Source organism: Longimicrobiales bacterium (assembly GCA_029245345.1).
In the GTDB taxonomy this organism is placed as follows: Bacteria; Gemmatimonadota; Gemmatimonadetes; order Longimicrobiales; family Gaopeijiaceae; genus CALFPJ01.
This window is the reverse complement of the sequence record JAQWPM010000012.1, coordinates 339762-363323: the sequence shown is the minus strand read 5'-3', so window position 1 is coordinate 363323 and position 23562 is coordinate 339762. Positions and strand designations below refer to the sequence as shown.

At 60.4% G+C, this 23562-nt stretch carries 24 protein-coding genes; 16 read left to right on the top strand and 8 right to left on the bottom strand.

What is annotated here, in order from left to right; all coding sequences use genetic code 11:
- Window positions 1–3: 3 nt before the first annotated feature.
- From P8L30_04680 to P8L30_04670, 3 genes are read right to left on the bottom strand one after another with little or no spacing between them, the layout of a single operon-like run.
- A complete protein-coding gene (locus P8L30_04680; GenBank protein MDG2239473.1) occupies window positions 4–831 on the bottom strand; it encodes a hypothetical protein in 828 nt (275 codons plus the stop codon).
- A complete protein-coding gene (locus P8L30_04675; GenBank protein ID MDG2239472.1) occupies window positions 828–1247 on the bottom strand; it encodes a hypothetical protein in 420 nt (139 codons plus the stop codon). Before P8L30_04675 ends, P8L30_04680 begins: the two co-directional genes overlap by 4 nt.
- On the bottom strand, window positions 1244–2863 hold the full coding sequence (locus P8L30_04670; protein ID MDG2239471.1) for a hydantoinase B/oxoprolinase family protein: 1620 nt from the start codon (window positions 2861–2863) through the stop codon (window positions 1244–1246). Before P8L30_04670 ends, P8L30_04675 begins: the two co-directional genes overlap by 4 nt.
- A gap of 137 nt (window positions 2864–3000) precedes the next feature.
- Between P8L30_04670 and P8L30_04665 the strand changes: the two genes are divergently transcribed.
- The 12 genes from P8L30_04665 to P8L30_04610 all read left to right on the top strand — a co-directional run bounded on the left by P8L30_04665 (window position 3001) and on the right by P8L30_04610 (window position 14777).
- The gene (locus P8L30_04665; GenBank protein MDG2239470.1) at window positions 3001–3333 is read left to right on the top strand and encodes a hypothetical protein; all 333 of its coding nucleotides are present in this window, start codon (window positions 3001–3003) and stop codon (window positions 3331–3333) included.
- A 278-nt stretch (window positions 3334–3611) separates the two neighbouring features.
- Entirely contained in the window at window positions 3612–4709 is a 1098-nt protein-coding gene (locus P8L30_04660; GenBank protein ID MDG2239469.1) for a N(4)-(beta-N-acetylglucosaminyl)-L-asparaginase, read from the top strand.
- A 511-nt stretch (window positions 4710–5220) separates the two neighbouring features.
- On the top strand, window positions 5221–6333 hold the full coding sequence (locus tag P8L30_04655) for a tetratricopeptide repeat protein (protein ID MDG2239468.1): 1113 nt from the start codon (window positions 5221–5223) through the stop codon (window positions 6331–6333).
- Window positions 6334–6338: 5 nt separating this feature from the next.
- Window positions 6339–7079: a zinc ribbon domain-containing protein gene (locus P8L30_04650; protein MDG2239467.1), complete on the top strand. Its 741-nt coding sequence runs from the start codon at window positions 6339–6341 to the stop codon at window positions 7077–7079.
- On the top strand, window positions 7057–7539 hold the full coding sequence (locus P8L30_04645; GenBank protein ID MDG2239466.1) for a hypothetical protein: 483 nt from the start codon (window positions 7057–7059) through the stop codon (window positions 7537–7539). The genes P8L30_04650 and P8L30_04645 overlap by 23 nt, the downstream gene beginning before the upstream one ends.
- A gap of 64 nt (window positions 7540–7603) precedes the next feature.
- Window positions 7604–8668, top strand: a complete 1065-nt coding sequence (locus P8L30_04640) for a 3-isopropylmalate dehydrogenase (GenBank protein ID MDG2239465.1) — start codon at window positions 7604–7606, stop codon at window positions 8666–8668.
- Between the two features lie 18 nt (window positions 8669–8686).
- Window positions 8687–9949: a hypothetical protein gene (locus P8L30_04635; GenBank protein ID MDG2239464.1), complete on the top strand. Its 1263-nt coding sequence runs from the start codon at window positions 8687–8689 to the stop codon at window positions 9947–9949.
- 35 nt (window positions 9950–9984) lie between these two features.
- Window positions 9985–11064, top strand: a complete 1080-nt coding sequence (locus P8L30_04630) for a type IV pilus twitching motility protein PilT (GenBank protein ID MDG2239463.1) — start codon at window positions 9985–9987, stop codon at window positions 11062–11064.
- Between the two features lie 60 nt (window positions 11065–11124).
- The gene (locus P8L30_04625) at window positions 11125–11691 is read left to right on the top strand and encodes a DinB family protein (protein ID MDG2239462.1); all 567 of its coding nucleotides are present in this window, start codon (window positions 11125–11127) and stop codon (window positions 11689–11691) included.
- A 102-nt stretch (window positions 11692–11793) separates the two neighbouring features.
- On the top strand, window positions 11794–12999 hold the full coding sequence (locus P8L30_04620; protein ID MDG2239461.1) for an acetyl-CoA C-acetyltransferase: 1206 nt from the start codon (window positions 11794–11796) through the stop codon (window positions 12997–12999).
- Between the two features lie 7 nt (window positions 13000–13006).
- Window positions 13007–13849: a hypothetical protein gene (locus P8L30_04615; protein MDG2239460.1), complete on the top strand. Its 843-nt coding sequence runs from the start codon at window positions 13007–13009 to the stop codon at window positions 13847–13849.
- Between the two features lie 49 nt (window positions 13850–13898).
- Entirely contained in the window at window positions 13899–14777 is an 879-nt protein-coding gene (locus P8L30_04610; GenBank protein MDG2239459.1) for a 3-hydroxybutyryl-CoA dehydrogenase, read from the top strand.
- A gap of 710 nt (window positions 14778–15487) precedes the next feature.
- On the opposite strand, the gene P8L30_04605 is transcribed toward P8L30_04610, so the two are convergent.
- Both P8L30_04605 and ppk1 read right to left on the bottom strand, forming a co-directional pair.
- Window positions 15488–15637 (bottom strand): hypothetical protein, encoded by a 150-nt coding sequence (locus P8L30_04605; GenBank protein MDG2239458.1) that lies wholly within the window; start codon window positions 15635–15637, stop codon window positions 15488–15490.
- Between the two features lie 7 nt (window positions 15638–15644).
- Window positions 15645–17705 (bottom strand): polyphosphate kinase 1, encoded by a 2061-nt coding sequence (gene ppk1, locus P8L30_04600; protein ID MDG2239457.1) that lies wholly within the window; start codon window positions 17703–17705, stop codon window positions 15645–15647.
- 381 nt (window positions 17706–18086) lie between these two features.
- On the opposite strand from ppk1, the gene P8L30_04595 reads away from it, so the two are divergent.
- The gene (locus P8L30_04595) at window positions 18087–18338 is read left to right on the top strand and encodes a hypothetical protein (protein MDG2239456.1); all 252 of its coding nucleotides are present in this window, start codon (window positions 18087–18089) and stop codon (window positions 18336–18338) included.
- Here P8L30_04595 and P8L30_04590 read toward each other — a convergent pair.
- The gene (locus P8L30_04590) at window positions 18326–19651 is read right to left on the bottom strand and encodes an APC family permease (GenBank protein MDG2239455.1); all 1326 of its coding nucleotides are present in this window, start codon (window positions 19649–19651) and stop codon (window positions 18326–18328) included. The genes P8L30_04595 and P8L30_04590 overlap by 13 nt on opposite strands.
- A gap of 219 nt (window positions 19652–19870) precedes the next feature.
- Between P8L30_04590 and P8L30_04585 the strand changes: the two genes are divergently transcribed.
- Together P8L30_04585 and lepB are read left to right on the top strand one after the other, a co-directional pair.
- Window positions 19871–20281, top strand: coding sequence for a hypothetical protein (locus P8L30_04585; protein ID MDG2239454.1), 411 nt, complete (start codon window positions 19871–19873; stop codon window positions 20279–20281).
- A 93-nt stretch (window positions 20282–20374) separates the two neighbouring features.
- Window positions 20375–21163 carry a signal peptidase I gene (gene lepB, locus P8L30_04580; protein MDG2239453.1) on the top strand — a complete coding sequence of 263 codons (789 nt, stop codon included), beginning with the start codon at window positions 20375–20377 and terminating at the stop codon, window positions 21161–21163.
- Between the two features lie 78 nt (window positions 21164–21241).
- Here the strand turns inward: lepB and rpsU are convergent, their stop codons facing one another.
- Both rpsU and P8L30_04570 read right to left on the bottom strand, forming a co-directional pair.
- A complete protein-coding gene (gene rpsU, locus P8L30_04575; GenBank protein MDG2239452.1) occupies window positions 21242–21442 on the bottom strand; it encodes a 30S ribosomal protein S21 in 201 nt (66 codons plus the stop codon).
- A gap of 65 nt (window positions 21443–21507) precedes the next feature.
- Window positions 21508–22254 (bottom strand): hypothetical protein, encoded by a 747-nt coding sequence (locus tag P8L30_04570; protein MDG2239451.1) that lies wholly within the window; start codon window positions 22252–22254, stop codon window positions 21508–21510.
- A gap of 316 nt (window positions 22255–22570) precedes the next feature.
- On the opposite strand from P8L30_04570, the gene P8L30_04565 reads away from it, so the two are divergent.
- Complete coding sequence (locus P8L30_04565) at window positions 22571–23458, top strand: hypothetical protein (GenBank protein MDG2239450.1); 888 nt, start codon at window positions 22571–22573, stop codon at window positions 23456–23458.
- Window positions 23459–23562: the final 104 nt, after the last annotated feature.

The window sequence follows — 23562 nt, the reverse complement described above, 5'->3', positions numbered from 1 at the left end:
CCCTTACCTTGTCGGCCGGCTGAAGGTCTGGACTTCGGCTTCGGTCCACGCCCGCGAGAAGACGAGGATCTCGTCGATCTCACCGACAAACGGCATCGTCTGATGGACGGTGTTTCCTTGGTGGGACTCGAATCCGATGAAACACGCATCGCTCGGGAATAGGTCGCCGGAGTTCCATGACCCGAGCTCACGAGCTTCGTCTGAGCGGAGATGAGCCGCCGCGTCCGTGAGTTCCCCGTTTACATAGAGAGCCGCCGTCGATGGGTCGAGCAGCTCACCCTTCGTGCCTCTCAGTACTGTGACCACGGATGCCCAGGCGCCCTTGGATACGGCCCTTTCCTCAGATGACCAGCCACCGCCCTGAGTATCACCAAGGCGGTAGCGGTTGGTTGGGAGGACCCACAACGCCCACTTGTCGTCACACGCGACCACGTGCTGGTGAAGGCCCAGCGAGTCGACGAGCATCCAGGCGGCGACAGTGAGCGGGCCATCCAGGTCGAACGCCGGGTCTTCAGGCAGGTCGATTCGATCCGCCGTGGTGCGGAAGATCCGTGCGCCAGAGACGGGGCCGGGTCCCTGGCCACCCGAAGTATTGCCGTCCTCGTCGCCCGGAAACGAACCATGAAGACCATTCGGCCCAAAGTCCCGCAGGAGGCCGCTTTCCGTGAGGGTCGTCATGTCGTACGCGGCCACAAGTCCGTCCTCACTGATCCATTCGGAACCGGTGGGGCGCTCGGCGGTGACCCCTGAATATGAGAACGCGGCCATTTCTTGCCCGCCGCACGCAGCGAGGACAACTGCCACGCCAAGCGATACGGCACGAAGAGTCACGCTTCGGCGGGTCCTTCCGGGACCTCCATGAGGAAGACGCCAGGACCCTCGAGGACCTGACCCTTCACTTTCACGCGGAACGTGTATTGGCCCGCGTGAGGAAAGACGACCCCATCCATGGGCATGACCAATTGCGATCGCGATGGCGGGTGCCCTTCGGCGGGGATGCTCACTTCGGTCTCACCCTCGACGGTCAGCGAGATGTTGCCCTCGTCGTCCTCCAGGTCTGCCTTGAAGATGTAACGGCCATGGTCTGATCGGTCCCATTCGAGCACCAAGACCAACACCAACATCTCTTGTTTTGCCGGAAATCCAGGCGCTGACAGATCATGGTAGACGCCGTGGAGGTCGATTTTGCCCTCGGGTGTCGGGTTGGCGTGATCGCAGATCGCCGCATAGCGGAGAATACAACTCATGAATCTTTGTCTCGTTTAGAATCAGGGGTGCCCCAGCCGCCGCCGCCCGGCGACCGGATGCTGATGATTTCGCCGGCCTCGATGGAGAACGTCGCTTTGCTGGGGAGGTGTTCCTCGACCCCGTCCCGAATGATCACGTTCTGCCCTGGCGCCCCATCGGAGCCGCCCCGCGCCCCCGACGGACCGACCGCGCGGCGTTCTGCTAGGAGGGCGACCCGTGCCGGTCCCAAGAGCATTAAGTCCCGACGGAGGCCGTCGCCTCCGGGATGGAGCCCGTCACCCCCGGAACCGCGTCGGATTCCATACTGTGTGACCCGATACGGATATGCGTGCTCGAGTGCTTCGATGGGTGTATTGAGCGAGTTCGACATGTGGCAGTGCACCGCGGATAACCCAGGCCCGGTCGGACCCGCGCCCATTCCGCCCCCGACCGTCTCGTAGTACGCGAAGGGCTGACCGGTCCGCGGGTCGATGCCCCCGACCGTCGTGTTGTTCATAGTGCCTTGCGAGAGGGCAGGCATTAGGTCCGGAAGCGCCTTGGCGAAGCCCCGAATGAGCACGTCGGTGATGCGTTGGCTTGTTTCGACGTTCCCTGCCGCGACGGACGCGGGAGGCCTCGCGTTTACGATCGATCCCTCGGGTAACTTGAGTTCTACTGCGGACATCGATCCGCCGCCCGCCGGAAGCGGTTCTCCTAGGAGGGCTTCCACCACACAGCGCACGACATAACGAGTTGCTGAGGACGTGATCGCAGCGACTGCGTTCACCCCGCCCGGCACCTGAGGTGACGACCCGGCGAAGTCGATCGTTAGGCTGTTCCCAGCGACTGTCATGGTCGCCTTGATGGGGACTGGTCCGGATCCGAAGCCGTCGTCCTCGATGGCGTCCTCGGCATGGTACGTCCCGTCGGGGATCAACTCCAGACCTGCTTTCACCAGCCGGTCTGCGTAGGCAATGAGGGCGTCCATCGCAGCGAGGGTCTCGTCGACACCTCTTCGCTCGGCGATCTCCAGGAGTCTCGTGGTCCCCGTATGGAGTGCGGCGAGTTGGGCGTCCAAGTCGCCTCCACGCTCATCGGGGGTCCTCACGTTGGCCAGAATCGTGATCCACAGATCTTCGTTTCTCGTGCCTTCCTTGTAGAGGCGGACCGGCGGAATTCGAACGCCTTCTTCGTAGATCTCGCGAGCCAGCGGCATAGAGCCGGGGGTTGATCCCCCGACGTCGCTGTGATGCGCCCGTGAGGCGACGTAGCCCAGGAGGCGGCCGTTCGAGCTATGAATCGGCGAGATCAGCGTGATGTCGGGGAGATGGGTGCCGCCCTTGAAGGGATCGTTCAAGCACACCACGTCGCCGGGTGCGAGCGCCCCCAACTCGGACAGGGCCGCCTCCACGCTCATTGGCATGGCGCCTAGATGGACCGGCATGTGGTCGCCGAGTGAAACTGCTGCCGCCTCAGGGTTGAAGAGGGCGCATGAATAGTCCCTCCTCTCTTTGATATTCGGAGAGAAAGAGGCGCGTTTCAATGCGGCGCCCATTTCTTCGGCCAAGGCGGTGAACAAATGCCGAAAAATCTCGAGCGTTACGGCGTCGGGAGCTGAGGAGTTTTTCAACGTCAAGAACCCGAATTATTCAAGGCGACCCCAGGGGTTTGGTCGGAAACAGGACTTCATTTACGTTATAAGGCTAATGCAAAACCATTGTGTCAAAAGGCGCACCGAACGTGTGCGCACAAGACCGATAAACGGAGGCCGATTTGGGCAAAGAGAAACTCCTGGAGCGAGCACGCGACGAGCTGTTTAGCCATATCAATCGCTGTGGCGTCCTACGGGCTGAAGAGGACGATCAAAAGCATTGGATGGATGAAACCACCGATTACATCGGCGAGCGTTACCCCGATCTGACCGATGGCGATCTCAAGAGTCTTCACGAGATCGGTATACGCTTCTGCCGCCCGGCCATCGCACATGGTCCGCGCAGTGGCGCCAGGACGCAAGGCGACGCCCCGGTGGCTGAAGAGGCTCCGGTGCTCGAGGAAGCTGCACTGGAAGAGGCTCCAGAGCTCGACGCTGCCGCGGTGGCTGGATAACCGCTAGCTCGCAGTAACTTTAAACGGAGCGGGGAAGCCTTCAGGGCTCCCCGCTTCTTTTTTTGTGCTCAAGACCCCTGTTTTGGGGCGATCCCTTGATTTCCTGGGGAATGGAACCCGCTGGGTATGTAGGACGCGGCCCGGCTGGGGACATCGGGAGCTCTGAAAGGGGTTCTTTCCCGTGGAATCTCCTGGCGTTCCTTTGAGTTTTGGGTGGCGAGAGCACTTGTTCCCGCATATAATGCGCCCGCCACCACGCAGATTTTGGGAGGAGGCACTTGAGCACAAGACGTGACTTCATCAGGGCGTCCGCCGGAGTAGGGGCGGGGGCGGCGCTCGGTATGTTCCCAAAAACGTTGCAGGGGGCTCCGAATGTCCTGATCCGAAGGGTGACCCCAACCTGTGTAGCTTCATCGAACGGGCTTGATTCGGTCGCTCGGGCCATCGAAGAACTCGCGAACGGTGCCTCCACGATCGAAGCTGTGGTTCGGGGCGTGAACTTGGTAGAAGAGGACCCTCGCGATACCTCGGTTGGATACGGCGGCCTCCCGAACGAGGACGGTGTGGTTCAGCTGGATTCCTCGCTCATGCATGGGCCGACGCGTGGCGCCGGTGCGGTTGCTGCGATCGAGGGGATCAAACGGCCTTCGCTCGTTGCCTTGGATGTCATGCGTTACACCGACCACCATCTCTTAGTGGGGGAGGGTGCTCAGCGCTTTGCGGTATCGATGGGCCACAAGATCGAAGACCTCGTTACGGACGAGTCGAGGCAGCGTTGGATTGAGTGGCGCGCTCGATTGACCGACCGGGACGATTATCTGACTCCTGCAGAGTCGCTCGAGCCTATTGGCAGGATGCGTGAGCCGGATGAATTCGGTGACGGCCTGCTCGACTCCCACGACGGATATCGTCCGCAGGGTACAATCAACTGCGACATCGTGGACAGAAACGGTGATATCTCGTCGGTGACTACAACGTCGGGTCTTGCCTACAAGATCCCCGGCCGGGTGGGCGATTCGCCCATCATCGGTGCGGGTCAATACTGCGACAACGACGTCGGTGCTGCGGGCTCGACGGGTCGTGGTGAAGCTGTGATCAAGTCATGTGGAAGCCACACCATCGTGGAACTCATGCGAAACGGCATGCATCCGAAGGATGCCTGCTTGGAGGCGCTGCGCAGGATCGTCCACCTGACGATCGAGCCGCGTCTACAAGATGAAGACGGACGTCCGAACTTCGGCGTCAACTACTATGCCGTGAATAAGAACGGCGAGTACGGCGGGGCGGCCATTTGGTCCGGCGCGCGTTTTGCCGTCAGCGTAGACGGTGACTCGAGGCGTGAGGACTCGGCCTATTTATTCGAACGTCGCGCGTAACGCCGGCGCTGTTACCGACTGCCTACCACGGTGCCTAGATAAGGGGGAGTGGATTGACTGATGCGCTGCAGCTCGAAAACCAAAAGCAGCTGCTCAAGAATTACTATGCAGGCCTGCAGATGGAGTCTCCAAACGGGGGGTTCTTAATTCTGCTCGTCATCAAGCCGCTGGAGGACGGAAGTGCGACGGCATTTTTTGAGTGCAGCGCATCCTCGTTGCGTTACGAGATCAAGATCCCCAAAGGGGGACGTTCCGAACGTAAGGCAGTCAAAGCGGTGTTTGATTCCGGGAAGGATCCGATCTGTCCCAGGCATGGGCAGGGTGTCCGGTTAGTCCGGGCGGGGAAGAACTTGGTATGTAGCCAATGCGGGGTGACCTACGCGCGAGTGTAGGCCGTTTCGACGCCCGATGCGTCCCAAATGTCGGGTGGTACCGCCCCCAAGCGGGCATTACATTGGACGCGAACTGTCCACACTGAGCGATCGACTGCGATCGCCAAGGAGCTCAATAAATGCCCGAACGTTTCCTCAGCTCAGAGGAATACGACGAACAGGCACACAAGCTCTACAACGACGGTGATTATGAGGGGGCCCTTGAGATGTTGAAGGAGGGCCTCTCGCTGTATCCAAATGCCGTGGAACTCTATGTCGGTCTTGGATATGCGCGGCTCGCACGCGAAGAGTATGCGTGGGCTCGCAGAGCGTTCCAACAGGCGGTTGGCTTGGATTCCAGCCACGAGGATGCCTTGGTTGGTTTGGGCGAGACTCTCCTGCGCTTCGGGGAACAAGAGGCCGCCTTGAAGCTGTTCGAAGAAGTAGCATCGATGGGCTTCGACGACGATACCGAGCTCATGCTCACCATGGGTCGCGCGCTCTATCGGGAGGCTCTGTACTCCCAATGCCGTGACGTCTTCGCAAAGGCCGCAGCCTCGAGGCCGGACAGCGCCGACGCAGCCGCTTCGCTCGGTTATGCGCTCCATCGGCTTGGAGACGAAGTCGGCTCAGGTCGTCAGATCCGTCGTGCGCTGAGAATCGATCCGGACCTTCATGAGGCCCGCATCTACTTGGGCCACCTACTGTACGACCGTGGAGATTGGGAGGGTGCACTCAGAGAATTCGAGCGTGTGCCTCCGGTCGAACACTGGGACGCTTTAGCGGTTTGGCGGCTCATGGAGTTGAAGCGTTCACTGTGGCATTTGGAAGCCGGAGACTCCAGGATGTCGCCGTGGGAGGAGCGCCTGAACGAGCTGGAGGAACTCGACGACCCGATCGACAGATTGCTGGCAGAGGTCGAGTCGAAAATGCGTGGTGTGGATCCCGGTGACTATACGGACCCGAGTCAGACGGAGCTCTTCGAGCGCAGCCAAGCCAACGAATCAGAAGAAAGACACGTCATACGCCTCAACGACGGTCACCAGATCAGAGGCAACTGGTACGAGATCGTTCGGCAAATGCGGGACCAGGCCGGTTTCTCTCACGAGACGGTGGCGCACTACATGCGCAGGCTCGCGGAGCGGTGGCATGAACAAGATGGGGTGGAGCTCCCCTTCACGGAGCCGGAGGTTTTCGTTCGGGCTGCTGTTGATGCGGGACTGTTACGACTCGAAGTCGAATCCGAGGAGTAGGGAAAATGGAGGACACGGGGACATTGCTCGAGCGGTTCCATGCTGTTTTGGTCGAAGAAATTCGCAGTCAGCGGCCCGAATACATCTCAAGTCCGTTTACCGTCGCGGAGATCTATCAAAATCTCGTCCCTTATGGATCGCATCGCGATCGCATCGGGGTCGAGATGAACGGTGATTACGAAGACGCCCTCCTCCGACTCCTCGCCGGTGAAGGAGGCTTCTTGGTTCTCGACTCGGACGCAGCCCTTCGTAACCTGCGTGAAGAGCTCGAATCGTCGAACCCGAACACAGGGCTCTACAGAGAATTTGCGGCCGTGGATGTCCGCCTCAATTCGGATGCGGTGGATGGGTCGCATGGAGCCGTCCAGCCAGAGCTGGCCTCCGACGAATTGGTGTTTCTCGACGACGAGCCCGAGCCCGAGCCCGAGCCTGGAATCGAGGCCCAGGATGAGGTCGAGATCCGTATGTTGGACGAGCTGGCGCCGCCGGAAGAGCCGGCGGCCGATGACTTCTTCGCAGAGAACGGCGTGGATGACACCCCGGCGGATGAGACGACTGCCAACGATGTGGCGGACACCCCTTCGGCGTGCCGGTGGTGCAGAGCCGACCTCCCTCAGCGGACCAATGTCAATTTCTGTCCGTTTTGTGGACAGGACATACATGTGGTCCCGTGTCCGAACTGCAGCGAGGAGCTCGAGCCAACGTGGAGCTTCTGCCTGGCGTGTGGAACGGAAGTCGCCGGTTAGCGGTGGACTCCGCGCGAGCCGGTGGGTCAATGCCGCGCTCGCACTCACCTGCGTGACTCTCTTGGCTGCGTGTAAGGCTGATCCTGAACTTCGGCCAGATGCGCTCCTTCGGGAAGAACTTGGCCTTACCGACTACGACGAGGTCTACCAGATCTCGATCACTGGCGGCGCCGTCGAAGTGGCTGAGCCTGCCGAGACCACGGTTGAGGGAGGTGCGTATGTCGAATTTGTCACCACGGATTGGCTGGTCCACGAGATCATCTTTGAGATCGACGGCCTGACTCCTGAGGCTCAGGACTTCCTCGAGCGCACAGATCAGGTCGCTTCCCCTCCGTTGTTGCGGCTCGACAGCCGATTCGTACTCGACTTCAGGGAAGCCCCGGCGGGCCGGTATCCGTACGCTGTGGAGGGGAGCGGTGCGAGCGGGCGTGGGGTGGTGATCGTGGTAAAAAAACCGTAATCTGCCGGTACGCCGACGAGGTTTGTCCTCTGTCGATCCTCTTCACAGTTGTGACCCCCTGAGCATGCCGAGAATCGCCCTCATTCCCGGAGACGGCATAGGCGTCGAAGTTGTGCGCGAAGCGCGTCGCGTCCTAGATGCGATCAATGATGCGGAGGGCCTGGGCTTCGAGTTTGTCGACTGGGATCTCGGCGCAGATCGTTACTTGCGTGACGGCGTCACGATTACCGACGATGAGTTCAAGTCGTTGTCCGAAGATCATGACGCGGTCCTTCTCGGCGCCTTGGGGGACCCTCGAGTGCCCAGCAATGTGCACGCTAAGGACATTCTCCTTGGCATGAGATTCAAACTCGACTTGTACGTGAACTTCCGGCCTTGTGTGCTTCTCGCTCCGGACCATTGCCCTCTTCGCGACGTCGAATCTCTCCGCCTCGAGACCTTTCGCGAGAACACCGAAGGCGCGTACACAGGCATGGGTGGGACGTTCAAGACGGGCACGGCCGACGAGGTCGCGATCGAAGAGGACGTGAATACACGGAAAGGCGTCGAGCGCATCATTCGAGCGGCCTTCGATTTTGCACACACGCGTGGGCGGCACCACGTCACGCTGGTGGACAAGTCCAACGTCCAACGTCACGCCGGAGGACTGTATCGGCGGGTCTTCGCTGAGGTGGGTGAGGAATACCCGGCCATCGAACAGGATGCGATGTACGTGGATGCGATGGCCATGGACTTGGTGCGGCGACCGGAGCGATATGAGGTCATCGTCACGTCGAATCTCTTTGGCGACATCATCAGCGATCTCGCCGCTGAAGTGACCGGGGGTCTCGGGTTAGCTCCTTCCGCCAACATCCATCCTGGCCAGAATGCGCTCTTTGAGCCGGTTCACGGGTCCGCTCCAGACATTGCGGGCCAGAACCTCGCGAACCCTATCGGGGCTATTCGTTGCGTGGCATTGATGCTTGATCATTTCGGACACGCCGAAGCGGCTGAGCGGGTTGAGGCGGCTGTCGCTGCTTCGGCCCGAGAAGGAAGGACGACACCGGATCTCGGTGGCGACCTCGGTACGGATGGCGTCGGCCAGTGGATCACCGCCCAAGTGGTGGGGAACACGGCCGCAACCAACTAACGACAGACGGAATCCGAGATGGCTGAACGACGCACGATCGGCCAGATCCTGATGGGTCTGGGACGGATCACTGAAGATGACTGCGCCAGGGCTCTCGAGTATCAACGAGACAACGGGGGCTACTTCGGCGAGGCGCTTGTCGAGTGCGGCTTCCTTACGGCGGAGGAGCTCGAATGGGGTCTCGCATCTCAGTTTGACCTTCCGTATGTGTTCCCAGAGGCCGACTCGATTGACCCAGAAGCTGCGGCTTTGGTCACGCCCGAGTGGGCGCTCGCGAACCTGACGCTCCCGATCATGAAAGTGGGGGATCTGCTCACTGTAATCGTCGATTCGCCCATCAAGACCCGGGCCGTGGACGAACTGAACGCCCGTACGGATCTGGAGATTCAGTTGGCATTGGCATCTGCGAGCACGATTCGCGGATTGATCCGGGATGTCTACGCGCGCGGATCCGCAGCGGAAGAATCCCAGCGACCTTCGGCCATCAACCTCTTCGATTCGATGAGCTTGGCGCTCGAGGCAGCCTCTGGCCGGTTCGGGATCTCGACGAGGGGGCACCGATCGTGGTTCTGGTACGATGACAGCGGCACGATCCGTCGACGTCCGCTGGAGGCCCTGTGGGAACAGGAGATGGCTCAGCTTTTTGATCCTTCACCTATGGCTCAGGTTGAGGGGCAAAACAGGGCCAGGTGGATGGGTGAACTGTCGCGGGCGGGCATCGTGACGCCGGTTGAGGCTAAATACCTTTCGGACGAGTCGGGCCACGAGTTCTTGTTCCAGCCGACTCAGGAACTCTCGCTGCTTTCGGATCGCTTCGCGTTGCCGAATCCAGGCATTATGTCCGAGATCCGACTTCTGGCTCGATCGGGCTCGGCCCGCTTCGTAGTTACTGCGGACCCGCCCGAGTTGGGGCACGAGATCCTTCCACACCTTCCTCCACTACTGCTCGATCCGTCGTGGCGGAGTATCTACATCAATGCGAAAGACCAAGCCGCCGCAGATGAGGCGTTCAGCGTCAAGATGCCGAATGAGCCCGACCAATGGTCGGAGGAACTCGAAGCTCTGCGGGCGTTCCACTTCGACGTGGTCACGGTGGATTTGACAGGGAATCAGTCGTCGTGGGCAGGAAGCGCGCTCGACGTGGCTTCTGTGGCGTTCCTTTTGTGGCAGGTCGATGAGGATCGTAAGCCGGCTTATGACGCCGGGATTCGTTGGGAAATGCACATCAAGCGAGAAGAAGGCGACCACCTTGAGTGGACGCTTGAACCGCTGCACGGTTAAACAGACTGACTTGAGGCCAACGGAGATGCCGTCACATGGCGCAGATTGATCAATTCCTGAAGGTCCTGTTCGAGCAGGGAGGCTCCGACCTCCACCTGACGGTGGGTGCTCCCCCGATCATGCGCGTTCATGGACACATGCAGCGGCTCAAATTCCGTGACCTCAGCGGCAAGGACATGGAGTCGTTGGTCTATGAGATCATGGATGAGGAATGGCGTATCCGCTTCCTCGACACATTGGACTATGACTTCGCGTATGAGATTCCGGGCATGGCCCGATTCCGAGTCAATGTCTTTTGGCAGCGAAAGGGCTTGGCGGCGGTCATGCGGACGATTCCGTCCGACATCCTGACCTTCGATCAACTCGGACTTCCGGACGCCGTCCGGAAGTTCTGCATGCTGACCAAGGGGCTCGTGCTTGTGACGGGGCCCACGGGCTCGGGTAAGTCGACGACGCTCGCGGCGATGGTCGACCTCATCAATGAGGAACGCCAGGAGCACATCCTCACCATCGAGGACCCGATCGAGTTCACGCACCCGAATAAGAAGTGCTTGGTCAATCAGCGTGAGATTTCGACGCATACGAAGAGTTTTGCCAATGCGTTGAGAGCAGCGCTTCGTGAGGATCCAGATGTCATTCTGGTCGGTGAGATGCGCGACCGGGAGACCATCGAACTCGGGATCACCGCTGCGGAAACCGGTCACTTGGTGTTCGGTACGCTCCACACCTCATCTGCGCCCAAGACCGTCGACCGCATCATCGGCGTATTCCCATCGGATCAGCAGGCGCAGATTCGGGCCAAGCTCGCCGAGTCACTCAAAGGCGTAATTGCGCAGGTCCTCTTGAAGACCAAGGACGGAAAGGGCCGGCGGGCCGCGCTCGAGATCATGGTAGGCACCCCGGCCATCAACAATTTGGTCCGTGAGAACAAGATCCATCAGATCCCGTCGATCATTCAGACGGGTAAGAAGGATGGGATGCAGCAGCTTGACCAGCACATTCTGGAGTTCCTCATGTCCGGTGTGATTACGGCCGAAGAGGCTTATATGAAGTGCAACAACAAGCAGGCATTCAGGCAGTATCTAGATGGATCGCCCTCAGAAGAACTCACATAGGGGGTCCTCGTGAAGTCCCGACAGGGGCACGGGTAGGGTGTTCACGGTGAGGACCATCCCATGATCCCTACATCTACTTCCGATGTCCCGAAGCTCATCAAGTCGCTTCAGGAGCAGACGGTCGAAGTGGAGGAAATCTTCTCTGCGTATTCACCGGACCAGTTGCTTTGGAGGCCGAACGAGCAAAAGTGGTCGGTGGCTGGGCACGTGGCGCACATGTGCATCGTGAACGAGCCCTATATCGAGGCGATGCAGACCTGTGTCATGAAGAACAAACGCCGCAAGTCGGACGGCCCGTACAAGCATCCCTGGTTTGGGCGCTGGTTCGCTGGCCAGATGGAGCCGCCTCCGAAGATGCGCATGAAGACCGCGAAGGAGATGAAGCCGGACCCCACGCTCGAGAGCCCTGACGTACTGGAGCGCTTCCTTCGGGTTCAGGGAGATATCTCTCAGGTCGCTGCGGACGCTAAGGGCTTGGATCTCGGAAAGGCTCGATTTTCGTCCCCGTTCATGAAGCTCCTCCGCTTCTCGATGGGTACCGGCTTGGGCACTCTGGACGCGCATAACCGCCGCCATATCTGGCTCGCCCGTGAGGTGATCGACTGGGATGGCTTCCCGGGAAGCTGATCGTTGGGTTGGATGACCCGATGGGGGTGAACAGGGCGGCTCTGAGGGGGTAGCTCTCGGTCCGACAAACCCAAAGCTCTCCCTTCATCAGATAGAGGCTCCATGGCTACCCAGGGTCACCCGCGTGATGTCGTCGTTCTGTCCGGCAAACGCACTGGATTCGGAACGTTCGGTGGTTCGTTGAAGAAGTTCACGGCTACGGATCTCGGTGTGATCAGCAGTCAGGCCGCTATTGAAGCTGCGGGCATCTCGGCCGACCAGGTCGACCATACTTTCTTCGGTAACGCCCTCCAGACTTCGGCCGACGCTATTTACCTGGCCCGCCACGTTGCACTCCGTGCCGGTGTCCCGCAGAAGGCTCCCTCCCTCACGGTTAACCGACTCTGTGGTTCGGGCTTCGAAGCCATCGTTCAGGGCGCGAAAGAAATCGTTCTGGGCGAGGCCAACGTTTGTCTCACCGGTGGCACCGAATCCATGAGCCAGGCTCCGCATGTTGTACGTGGCGCCCGCTTCGGGAGTCTCCGCTTGGGGCCAGCAGGGAAGCAGTTCGAGGATCTGCTTTGGGAGTCGCTCATGGACACGAATTGTGACCTGACGATGGCCCAGACGGCTGAGGAGCTCGCAGATCGGTATGGCATCACGCGCGAAGAGGCAGACCAAGTTGCGATGAACTCGCATCAGCGGGCGCAAGCCGCTTGGGACGCTGGGTACTTCGATGCGGAGATTGCCCCGGTCACGATCCCTTCGCGAAAGGGCGACACGATCTACGCGGTCGACGAGCATATTCGTGCGGACACGACCATGGAGGCGCTTGGGCGTCTCCGTCCGTACTTCAAGAAGGACGGACTCGTGACTGCCGGTAACGCTTCCGGACTCGGTGACGGATCCGCCAGCGCGGTGCTTGCTGGTGGGGACTATGCGGAAGCGAATGGCCTGACCCCGCTGGGACGTCTCGTCTCGTGGGGCTTCGTTGGCGTTGAGCCGCAGATTATGGGCATCGGTCCGGCTCCTGCAGCACGACTGGCTCTCCAGAAGGCAGGCCTCACGCTAGACGACATGGACCTCGTCGAGGTTAACGAGGCGTTCGCGCCTCAGTACATGTCCGTGGAGAAAGAGCTCGGCCTCGATCCTGAGAAGACCAACGTGAATGGGGGCGCCATTGCGCTGACCCACCCGTTGGCTGCATCCGGGTCCAGAATCACGATCCATCTCTTGCACGAACTAAAGCGCCGCGGCGGGAAGTATGCGCTGGGCTCCGCGTGCATCGGTGGTGGTCAGGGCGGTGCCGTGATCGTAGAGGCGCTCTAGGCGGCCGATGACTGACGAACCTGGAACCAGCCTTACCCGGCGGGAGTTCGACGCGGTCATTCGACGGGCCGCCGAGCTGTCGTCCGCTGATGGAGCGGGTGATGGTTCGTTGTCCGAAGTGGAGGTATTTCGGATTGCGGGCGAAGTGGGACTGAGTTCCGAGCATGTAAGACAGGCGCTAACGGACGTGCGGACAGAAGGCCTGGACGTCGGCGTCGTCGATCGGATCTTTGGGCCACTCTACGTTCGGGCGGCCCGAGTAGTGCCTGGTACCAGCTGGGATCTGACCGCGAAAATCGACGAGTTTCTCGCAGGCTCGCAGTTGCTGCAGTCGGTACGGAGGACTTCAGAATTGCTCCTGTACCGACCTTCAGTGGACTGGGCGTCTCAGATCGCTCGTGCCGCGAGCTTCACTTCAAGGAAGTACTATCTCGCTTCGGCGAAGTCGGTCGAAGTCCACGTCACATCGTTAGAAAACGACCGGTCGCGGATCGAGTTCGTGGTTGATCCTGGGACTCGTGACGAGAGCATCATCGGGACCGGGATCGGGGGTGGCTCTGCAGGCCTAGCCGCCGGGTCTTTGGCTGGGTGGGGACTGGCCGCGCTTACACCGGTCGGCCTCGCGGTCGGGGTGGGTATCGTGCTGGGGACGGGGATCGCGACGGGTATCACCTACCTCGCAGGCGCTTCACACAAGAAGAAGCTGGGCGAGGTGCAGATGGAGATTGAAGGAGTGCTCGATACGCTTGAACGCGGCGAGTCCCTCGAGCCTCCTCCTGCATCTTGGAGACGTTGGGTGAAGCGACACTTTCATGGTGTCGCTCGGGACGTGATGCAGGACGAAGCGTAGAATTTATGAACCGGCGCCCGGCGCCGAATACACATAACGGAGAAGCAGAGTGGATATCAGCAAGGTGGGGGTGGTCGGATGTGGCCTCATGGGCAGTGGCATCGCGGAGATCGCAGCCAAGAGCGGCTTCGATGTTGTGGTACGTGAGATGAACGACGAGCTGCTTCAGAAAGGGCAGGCCCGTATTCAGAAGTCGATGGACCGGGCGGTCAAAAAAGAGAAGCTCACTGCTGCGGATCGCGATGCAGCGGGGGCTCGCCTGAGTTACACGACTCATGTGTCCGATCTGGCTGAGTGTGACATCATCATCGAGGCCATCGTGGAAGAACTCGACGCCAAGAATGCCCTGTTTGGTGAACTCGATGGTATCTGCGGTGACAACACGATCTTCGCGTCGAACACCAGCTCCCTGACCATCACCGATATGGCCGCGGCCACGGAGCGAGCGGATCGTTTCGTGGGGCTGCACTTCTTCAACCCGGTCCCGGTCATGAAGCTCGTCGAGGTCGTGAAGACCATCGTGACGAGCGCCGAGACCTTTGATAGGGCCCACGCCTTTGCGAAGGCGCTGGGCAAGGTCCCGATCGCCGCGAAAGACAACTCGGGTTTTGTCGTGAACCTCTTGCTGGTTCCCTACATGCTTGACGCGATCAGGCAGCTGGAACGAGGTGTCGCGAGCATTGAGGACATCGACACGGGAATGGCGCTGGGTTGTGGTTACCCAATGGGGCCGTTCATGCTGTGCGACTTCGTCGGTATCGACACGCTCTACAAGATCAGTGAGATCATGTTCGACGAGTATCGGGAAGAGCGGTACGCCCCTCCGCCATTGCTCAAGCGAATCGTCGCGATGGGTCGTTACGGCCGAAAGACCGGTATGGGCTTCTATGACTGGTCTGGTGATAAGCCGGTGGCCCTAGAGCTCTAGAGCCTCTGCCATGGTTGGGCTTCTAGGGTCGATTCGTGACCCTGGGGGTCACACCTGGTACGGTGAGCCGGAGGAATTTGCTGTCGCGACGGCGCTGCAGGATCCGATTTTAGACACTGGCCCCTGGTAGAGTGAGCCCATCCTGTTGTGTAGGGACAGGGCCCCATGATCGTAGCGTACGTCTCAGACCCTTAGGTCCGAACGGTTGTGCAGAACGCTGCAGACCCGGAAGAAGACGTTGTGCTATGAGTTCGCCTTGCTCCAGCTGCGGTGGAATGGGGTTTGCCTCGACTGACCGTGCTGGCCGATGGGACTCGAGGGCCGCTCGTGGGTGTACGCTCGGATGTCCCCGTGTTGGAGTTGGGCCAGAGGGCTTCTGGTCCGTTGGGAAAACGAATGTCGCTCCTCCCAGTTGCCACTGCGGCGCATTGTTTTTCTGACCAGCCGCCTTCAAACGGTGATCGACGAACAGGCTCAGGGAGCGTCTTGGGTCGACAAGTGCCTGGCGGATCTCAAGGGGGCAGGTACGCCGCTGCCCATGCCCCTGTGCGCGTTTAGTCGCCGGATTCTCGAGTTCCCTACGCACTACGAGGGCCTCCACGCCATCGCGGATGTGTGTGAGATGACGCGAGATGGACTAAAGGCGCGGTTCCGGCGTCGCGGGTTGGAATCGCCGTGCACGTACCGGCGGGGGGCGTCAAACGCGGTCACTACGATTCTTGGGTGCAGATGGCCGAGAGTACAGCTTCCGGTCCGTAGACAAAGACCCGAGCCCGGTCTTCGGCTCGCTCCTCAGGGAGACGTTCATCGACGATCTCGTTCAGGACGTGATCAGTGCGGCACACCCACTGTGGGCTCACGTGGCTCTTACAGGCTTGCTACAAAGTCACGGAACACGGCTTGAGCGCGCAGCGGCGCTTCGTCGTTGCGCAGATAAGGGTTCGTACCGTCCGCCTCGATCGAGCGGGCCTTCTGATTGTCGGCCAGCTGAATGTCTAGGAGCTTCGCCAGCTGCCGTTTGACTTCGGGGTCGTAGACGGGGATCGCAACCTCGACGCGCCGTGACAGATTCCGCTTCATCCAGTCGGCGGACGCGAGGTACATGCGGTCTTCTCCACCGCTGTGGAAGCGGTAGATCCTCGGGTGCTCGAGGTATCGATCGATGATGCTGCGCACACTGATGGTCTCACTCTGCCCGGGAACGCCCTGGAGGAGTCTGCAGATTCCACGAAGGATGATCTCCATGGGCACTCCGTCACCGGAGGCGTCATAAAGCGCTCGAATCATCTTGGTGTCCTCAAGCGCGTTCAGCTTCAGCGTGATCCCTGAAGGCAGTCCTTGCTTGGCCGCCTTGGCTTCGTCCTTGATGAGTCGCTTCAGACCCTTTCTCAGTGTAAAGGGCGCCACGAGGAGGTGTTGCGTCTCAGGCTCTTCGATCTCGCCGGCCAAGAACATGAAGACCTGTTCTAGGTCTGCGGTGATACGCTCATCCGCCGTGAGGATGCCGTGGTCCGTGTAGATCTCCGCGGTCTTCTCATTGAAGTTGCCTGTCCCGACGTACCCGTAGTGTCGGACGCTGGCCCCTTCGTTCCGTGCCACCAGGCAGATCTTTGCGTGGACTTTGAGGCCGCGCATCGAATAGAGGGTTCGAACACCTGCCGCCTCCAAGCGCTCAGCCCAGTAAAGATTCGACTCTTCGTCGAATCGAGCCTGAACCTCCATGAAGACGGTGATCTTCTTCCCGTTTTCCGCCGCCTTGATCAGCGTCGAGAGTACGGCCGAGTCTCTGGCGACTCGATACACGGTCAGCGAGATGGCCGTTACGTCCGGGTCTTCGGCCGCCTCATCGAGGAAGCGGACAAAATGGTTGAACGACTGGTAGGGTGTGTGGATGACCTGATCGGCTCCTCTGACCAGTTCGAGGATCGAGGGGGCAGTCTCCAGGGTCGGGTGGGGAATTGGGGGCCAGTCCGGATAGCTAAGGTCGTCACTCCCAAAGCGGGGGAAGCCCATGTAGTCGCTCAAATTGTGATATCGGGCACCCAGTATGAGGTCTTCTTCCGCGAGGCCGAGTTCATGCTGCAGTGTGTGCACGAGGACGTAGGGCATGCTCATGTCGTACAGGAATCGACTGGGTAGGCCGGTGTCTCTCTTCCCCAAGCTCTGGCGGATCGCTTCAACGAGGTCGACCTCGAACTCATCGTCCACGTAGAGCTCCGCATCTCGGGTGAGCTTTAGAGCGTAGCTGCGGCCTACTTCTTTCCCAGGAAAGACCTCATCCAAGCAGTACCGGATCACATCGTCGAGGAACATGACTTCGTGATTGTCACCCCGCGACGGAAGCGTGATAAATCGGGAGACTTGCCCCGACGGCACTTCAACCAATTGATAGGAGGGTGTCCATGAAGTCTGGACACCGTCGGTTCCGTCCCACACCTCGACCGCGAGGTAGACCTTGTTGTTCTTGAGGAAGGGCGGACCATCACTTCCTCGAAGTGGTGCGGGATCGAGATGATGGGCGATCGTGTCGCGGAATGTGGAACGAAGAAAGTCGTCATGTACGGGATCGACGGTTTCTTCGTTCACAAGGTTAATGCCCGTAGCCCTCATTTCGTCCATCAAAGGACCGAGGATGCCCCCGTACCGCTCCTGCTGAGTCATTACAATGCGGTGTATGTCATGCAATAGTCGGTGTGGCTCGATCCCGAACTTCGCATACCCGCCCTTACCCAGGCGCAGCAGGCTTCGGAGCGAAGCGACCCGCACTCGGAAGTACTCGTCTAGGTTCGACGAGAAGATGCCGCAAAAGAAGAGTCGCTCGAAGAGCGGGACTGCTGGGTCGGCGGCTTCTTGGAGGACACGTTCGCTGAACGCCAACCAGGCCGTTTCGCGATCGACGAGCTGATATTTGTCCGTCTTCTCTGACACGGGTCTTTCCGAACGGAGGTAGGAAAGTCTCAAACTTGCGATGAAGATAGTGTCGACGCTGGGCCGGCACACGCGGTTCGGTTTTGGATTGCATCTCGACTCGGAGACCCACACGGTGTGTCGGGCCCGATGAGTGGTGCCGTTGGAGGCTCGGGCCACAGGATTGAGGAAGGGAGAGCCAGGATCAAACGTGAAGGCGACTTAGGGTGATGCGAGAAGAGGTGCGCGAAGGCAGGCGAGCGGCGTGGGGACGTGGCAACAGAACCTGGCTCATTGGTTGGTTGGCGGCTGGATCGTTCTGGGACGGCCCACAAGGCACCCGCGGGGGCGGGGGGAGTTTGTTTACAGGCCCTCTGCTGGTGCATCACTACGTTCACAACCGTGGGCTATGACAATGTCACCCCCGTGACGGCGGCTCAGGTGGACTACTCGAGGGTGCAGCACGGCCTCGGCCACACAGATGAGACGTTCCGCTACCTAGATGAGGCCGTCGACAAGGGAATCGGCTCGGTCGTATTCCTTGCTAAGAACCTCTGGGTCGAGTCGCTCAGGTCAGGCCCGCGATTCGACGCGCTCCTGAATCGTGTCGCACATCCGTCGATGCGGTCTTTTGAGGCCACTCAGTTCGACTGATTTCCGCTTCGCGGCATGCGCCGCTGTGCGACTTCGTGCCAGACCAGGCCGAGCGCTATGAGTGTCAGCCCGGCTGCCCAGATCGTGGCGTCCACGAAGAAGGCCAGACCGAGACAGCACACCAGTCCTGATAGAGCTGTCCACCTGGGGTATCGTCGGTCCGGCTCGGGCAGGCGGAGCGCGGCCAAATTCGTGAGCGCGTAGTAAACGAGAACGGTGAATGCCGAGAACGACCACGTGGTCACCACGCTCCCCGAACTGGCTAGGACGGCGATGATCGTTGCCACGAGGAGCACTGCGCGGACCGGTGATTTCTCGGGTCCGGCGACGTGTCCCACACTACGTGGTAGGTCTCCTTGGCGTCCCATGGCGAAGGCCACCCGCGACAGACCCAAGAGGAGGTTCAGCAAAACTCCGGCCATCGCGGTGACCGCAGCGATCCCGACGACCCAACTCACTCCAGGCACGGGGAGAAGTCGGGCCACAACGACCAGCGGCGCCGTCTCGGCGTCGGTCGCCGACGTGAGGCCCTCTGCGCCCGCCGTAGAGACCGCCACAGCGGTGACTACGGCGTAGACCACCATGGTCACCACGAGCGTGGTAATGATGGCGCGCGGGATATTCTGGGAAGGTTCCCGTATCTCCTCACCCAGAGTGGCGATACGCCCGTATCCGGTGTACGCGACGAACATGAGGGCAGTGCCGTGGAGTAGTCCTCTCATGCCGCCCGTCATAGGGTCCAGCAACGGTTGAAACGGAGCCAGGCCCCGCTCGAACATCCCCGGGAATCCGATCAGTACGAATGCGGAGAGCCCGGCCAGGGTCACGGATACGATGACAGCGTTCGCAGCATTTGACCGACGGATTCCGCCCGCGACGACCGTGGTCAGCACGGCGAGTAAGCCGAGAGCCAACGCCACCCGAGGGAGGGTCCCGTGCACGCCTGATGCCGACAGGACGTAACCCGAGAAGCCGAGGGCCGCGGTCGCAGCCGATGCCGACTTCGCCCATAAGAACATCCATCCGGCAGTGAAGCCGAGACGGGGGTTGAGGTAGCGGTAGCCGTAAGCATAGGTCCCGCCACTGACCGGATGGGCCGCAGCGAGCTGAGCACTGGACAGACCGTTCAACGTGGCGACAATCGCAGCCAGGATGACTGCGAGCACGACTCCTGGACCCGCTACACCCGCCGCGATTCCGATGCTCACGAAGATTCCCGTTCCCAGGATCGAGCCCAATCCCATGAGGACGGCGCCCGGAACTCCCACGACCCGTGCGAGGGTGCCGCTAGGAGTGGTCGATGGCCCGTTCATGACGCTCACTCCTGCGGTGGGGGAAGTTGCGTCGAATAATCTGGCTTCCCCAAGGAATGGGCGCGATAGGGATCTACGGAGTGTTGGCGCACCATGTCTCGGTGCATAAACGCGAGATCGGGGTCCGGATGGCGTTGGGTGCTCAGCCTGAGGTCGTAGTGGGAGGAGTGGTGCGGTCCAGGCCTGACTCTAGCGGGCATTGGGATCCTGTTCGGCAGCGTGGCTGCGGCTGTGTCGACGCGGTACTTGGAGTCACTTCTGTTCGCGGTGTCATCGCGGGCTCCATGGGCCTTTATGGTTCCGGCTATCGCGCTTGCAGCGGCCGCCGTTTTGGCGGCCTGGATCGCTGCGGCTCGGCAAGGACGGCTGCCGCCCGCAGAGGTTTGGATTCCGCTTCGTCGGCCGCGACGTGCTCGCGGGTGGGACGGCGTTTCAGGACGTGGGGGCCGCGCTCGAGTATCGCCGCATTCGGCGACTGGCTGTATGCCGTTCATCGTAGATGGCCGAGAGACGTCGCAGGCTCAGGTGGCGACCCTCGCACCAGAGAAAATGTCACCCGTAATCGTACTCATGCGCGGGGAGGCTATGCGCCTCCTAGGGTCTATTGGACAGCGAGCGGCTGTCTTCTGATCCGATGGGTCGTCGGCCAGGGCCTGTTATCACACGCGAACGAGTCTATCCTTTTGTGTTGTGTTGTGTCGGAGTCCTCGGACGGAGCGGATGTTGGGTAGGAAGACGAAGAAAGGGAGCGTAGACGATGACGAGGCCGCTGACAGCCCGAAAGAGTCTGCAGCGCCTGATAAGAAGCGCCGCCGCCGCGGCAAACAGGAGACCGAGGTCAATGCGCTGACCGAGTGGATCAAGTCGCTCGTGGTCGCGTTCGTTCTGTTCATCGTGATCCGCACCTTCCTTCTCCAAACCTTCGTCATCACGTCGGGGTCCATGGAGGGTACGCTGCTCGTGGGCGACATGCTTGTCGCGAATCGTGCCGCTATCGGTGCTCGGATTCCCGGCACTCAGGCGCACGCTCTTGGATACTCGCGACCTAAGCGTGGTGAAGTCTGGGTATTCGATCCACACCATGAGATCGACATGAAGCTGGTGAAACGCCTCATGGGTCTTCCCGGTGACACCCTCGAGATGCGCGGCGCGACTCTGTTTTTGAACGACCAGGCCCTGGATGAACCGTATGTGAACTCGAACACCGGCCAAGACGATCGGCACCCGGACTTTGAGTGGCAGCGGGAGCACTTGGTGGCGGGTGTCGACCGGGATTCGTATGTGCCCTCGCGACACCATTGGGGGCCCATCGTGATTCCCGACGGGCACTACTTTATGCTGGGCGACAACCGGGACGAGAGCCTGGACTCGCGCTACTGGGGTCTGCTGGAGTCATGGCGCCTCGAGGGGCGCGTGGTGTTCACCTACTTCTCGTACAACGCGGATTCTTACCGACCCTTTCCTGCGTTGCGAGAGATTCGCTGGAACCGAGTGGGCCGCGGTGTCCATTGAGTTGCGACGGCAGGTAGAAACAAAAAAACGGCCCTCCCGTGAGGGAGGACCGCCTTTTGGCTGGCCGAACAAAGCGCGTTAGGCCTTGCCGCGACGTTGCCGTCTGCGCTCGCGACGAATCGCCGCTTCGCGCTTCCTCTTCCGCTGAGCACTCGGCTTTTCATAAAACCGGCGCTTACGGAGTTCGGAGTAGAGGCCTGACCGCTGCACTTTGCGCTTGAAGCGTCGCAGTGCTCGGTCCAGACTCTCGTTATCCTGGATGACCACTTCCAAGACAATCACCACCTTTAACGTTGGTCGGAAAATAATTAGCTCACAAAGCTAAATCGGCTGCCTGCTTGTGACTAGGGCAGGCGCCCTTCCCGATGCAGCGTATGCGTATAGAGGCGGTACGCCTCGGAATTCGCCAGGTAGTCCCTGACCCAGGTGTCGAAGTCCGGGAGAGGCAACATTCGCTCGATGTGATCCACCACCATCATCGCGAACTGGACCTTGTCGCTGGCGCGAAAATCTACGCTTTCGCCGGCTAGGATCTGGTCGACCGCCTGTTCGAAGTCAGTCGGGTCCACCAAGCAGATAAAGTGGGAGACCTGGTCCAGGCGATACGATGCGTACATCGACCTCAGCTGGTCCAGTTCATCGCCGCTCGGCACGATCGTCGCGTCAGTGGACCAATCTCCAGCGATCTCCTGAGCGTTCTCTTTGAGAAGCGTCCGGAAACGACCCCGAAGTTTGCTCTCGTCTCGGCCGCTTCGTTTCCGCGTATGCAGAGCTGAGTCGAGGAGGCCAGCGAGAAGGGGTCGTCCCAAGCCCCGCGCCTTTTCGTGAACTTCGGCTTCGGAGTCTTCGATCAAGATGTCGGCCGTGCGGACCTCGTCCTCGTTCGCTTCTCCGCTCCCAGGGCGGAAGGAGAAGTAGCCGTGTATGAGTCCATCACCTGCCGCGAACGTGACTAGGAAGCACGCCCAGGACTCGCTTTCCCGCTCAATGAAGGCCACGGACCGCCTTCGTTCGCTGACTGGGGAACCACTCCGCACGTCCGGTTGATCTCGGTTAGGAGCCTCGCGAGCGATGTGGTTGCCTTGAGTCATGGAGGCGTGTTGAATGCGGATTCAGAAGATCGGGCCGGGCTTCCAGTGGAATTGCCCCCGCAAGATGACCGGCCGACCAAGTCGGAGCAAGGCGTCAGTCCCTTCGGTCGCCCTCCGATATATGTTTTCCTTGCCTTTTTCGTAAACATATCATTATCGTTGAGGGCCGCCGGATACGGCGCGATGCAAAAAAGTGTTGTAACTACTGGGTATCGTCCCAGCGAAAACCCTATCTGACCCGGCTTCTAGCCGGGTTTCTTTTCCCAAAAAATCGTTGGTGAGCCTTTCGGTCGCCGACGATGGACGAGACAGGCATATGGATCCGAATGCACAGACCTACGCCCGGCCCGAGGCGATGGGAGATGTTCCGGGGATCTGTGAGCTCCCGCTTACGCGCGCCGTGGTGCAATACCGGGATGTCCATGAGATGGACAATCCGGGTGGCCGCATCGAGGACATCGGCCTCGCTCTAGTCGTCGAAGGACGGTATGCCGCGTCTTCGGAGGTGATCGACCTGGGGAGCGGAAGCGTGAAGGTGCTCGATCTCAGCACCGAGCTCGTTGTTCTCGATTGGGTCTACGAGCCCACTCTGGACCACATAGCGAGTCTGATCACGGCAACCGCGTCCACGCAGGAAGAAGAGCCGCTGCGGCGATACGCGTTAAAGCTGGGACTACGAATCCTGGAAAGGATCGGCTTCGGTCCGCTCACGCGCCCGACCTTCCTGCGGATCGGCTTCAGGGACATCTGCCGAGACTTCGATCTCCACGAGGGCACGTCCATCCGCTTCGTTCTGGGGCCGGGGCGCCTTACTCGAGCCTACCTGGACTATGACCTATGCGCGGTGGTCTTCAAGACCGCGATGCGGCACCCGGATCCGCAACTCGAGCACGCCTTGACCGAGGCCTTCCCGACCGCCGATCTGTGCCGGTACGATCCGGACGGGGAAGCAGATTCAATCGAGTATGAGGCTCGTTTCGCGCTTCCGACCTCATTTGCTGAAGCGCGGGTCCGACTTGGCGCCATGAGGAAGGGGTTGTCGGCCCTCATGGCCCGATTCGAGCCAGCTCGCTTCGACTCGCTCGCGCCGCTCATCGAGACCCTTGGAGAGCGAGAGACGTTGGGCAGGGTTCAGGTTCAGGAGCCCTCGGCTCAGGCCGTCCGGATCGCTTCGTCGGACGCTGGCGCGCAGGCGATCCACTAACGGTGATCGGTGATCAGCCTTCTTCAGGTGAAGGCGTCGGGCTTCCGGGCCCTGATCGTGAGGAACTCCGTCACCGCTATCAAGCCTATCGACGGAGGCAGGCT

What these genes read in the sequence shown, in the direction of transcription:
- P8L30_04615 (MDG2239460.1), top strand. Translation starts at nt 13,007, where the DNA reads ATGACTGACGAACCTGGAACCAGCCTTACCCGGCGGGAGTTCGACGCG.
- P8L30_04655 (MDG2239468.1), top strand. Translation starts at nt 5,221, where the DNA reads ATGCCCGAACGTTTCCTCAGCTCAGAGGAATACGACGAACAGGCACAC.
- P8L30_04570 (MDG2239451.1), bottom strand. Translation starts at nt 22,254, where the DNA reads ATGACTCAAGGCAACCACATCGCTCGCGAGGCTCCTAACCGAGATCAA.
- P8L30_04635 (MDG2239464.1), top strand. Translation starts at nt 8,687, where the DNA reads ATGGCTGAACGACGCACGATCGGCCAGATCCTGATGGGTCTGGGACGG.
- P8L30_04620 (MDG2239461.1), top strand. Translation starts at nt 11,794, where the DNA reads ATGGCTACCCAGGGTCACCCGCGTGATGTCGTCGTTCTGTCCGGCAAA.
- P8L30_04675 (MDG2239472.1), bottom strand. Translation starts at nt 1,247, where the DNA reads ATGAGTTGTATTCTCCGCTATGCGGCGATCTGCGATCACGCCAACCCG.
- P8L30_04640 (MDG2239465.1), top strand. Translation starts at nt 7,604, where the DNA reads ATGCCGAGAATCGCCCTCATTCCCGGAGACGGCATAGGCGTCGAAGTT.
- P8L30_04630 (MDG2239463.1), top strand. Translation starts at nt 9,985, where the DNA reads ATGGCGCAGATTGATCAATTCCTGAAGGTCCTGTTCGAGCAGGGAGGC.
- P8L30_04565 (MDG2239450.1), top strand. Translation starts at nt 22,571, where the DNA reads ATGGATCCGAATGCACAGACCTACGCCCGGCCCGAGGCGATGGGAGAT.
- P8L30_04590 (MDG2239455.1), bottom strand. Translation starts at nt 19,651, where the DNA reads ATGAACGGGCCATCGACCACTCCTAGCGGCACCCTCGCACGGGTCGTG.
- P8L30_04650 (MDG2239467.1), top strand. Translation starts at nt 6,339, where the DNA reads ATGGAGGACACGGGGACATTGCTCGAGCGGTTCCATGCTGTTTTGGTC.
- P8L30_04625 (MDG2239462.1), top strand. Translation starts at nt 11,125, where the DNA reads ATGATCCCTACATCTACTTCCGATGTCCCGAAGCTCATCAAGTCGCTT.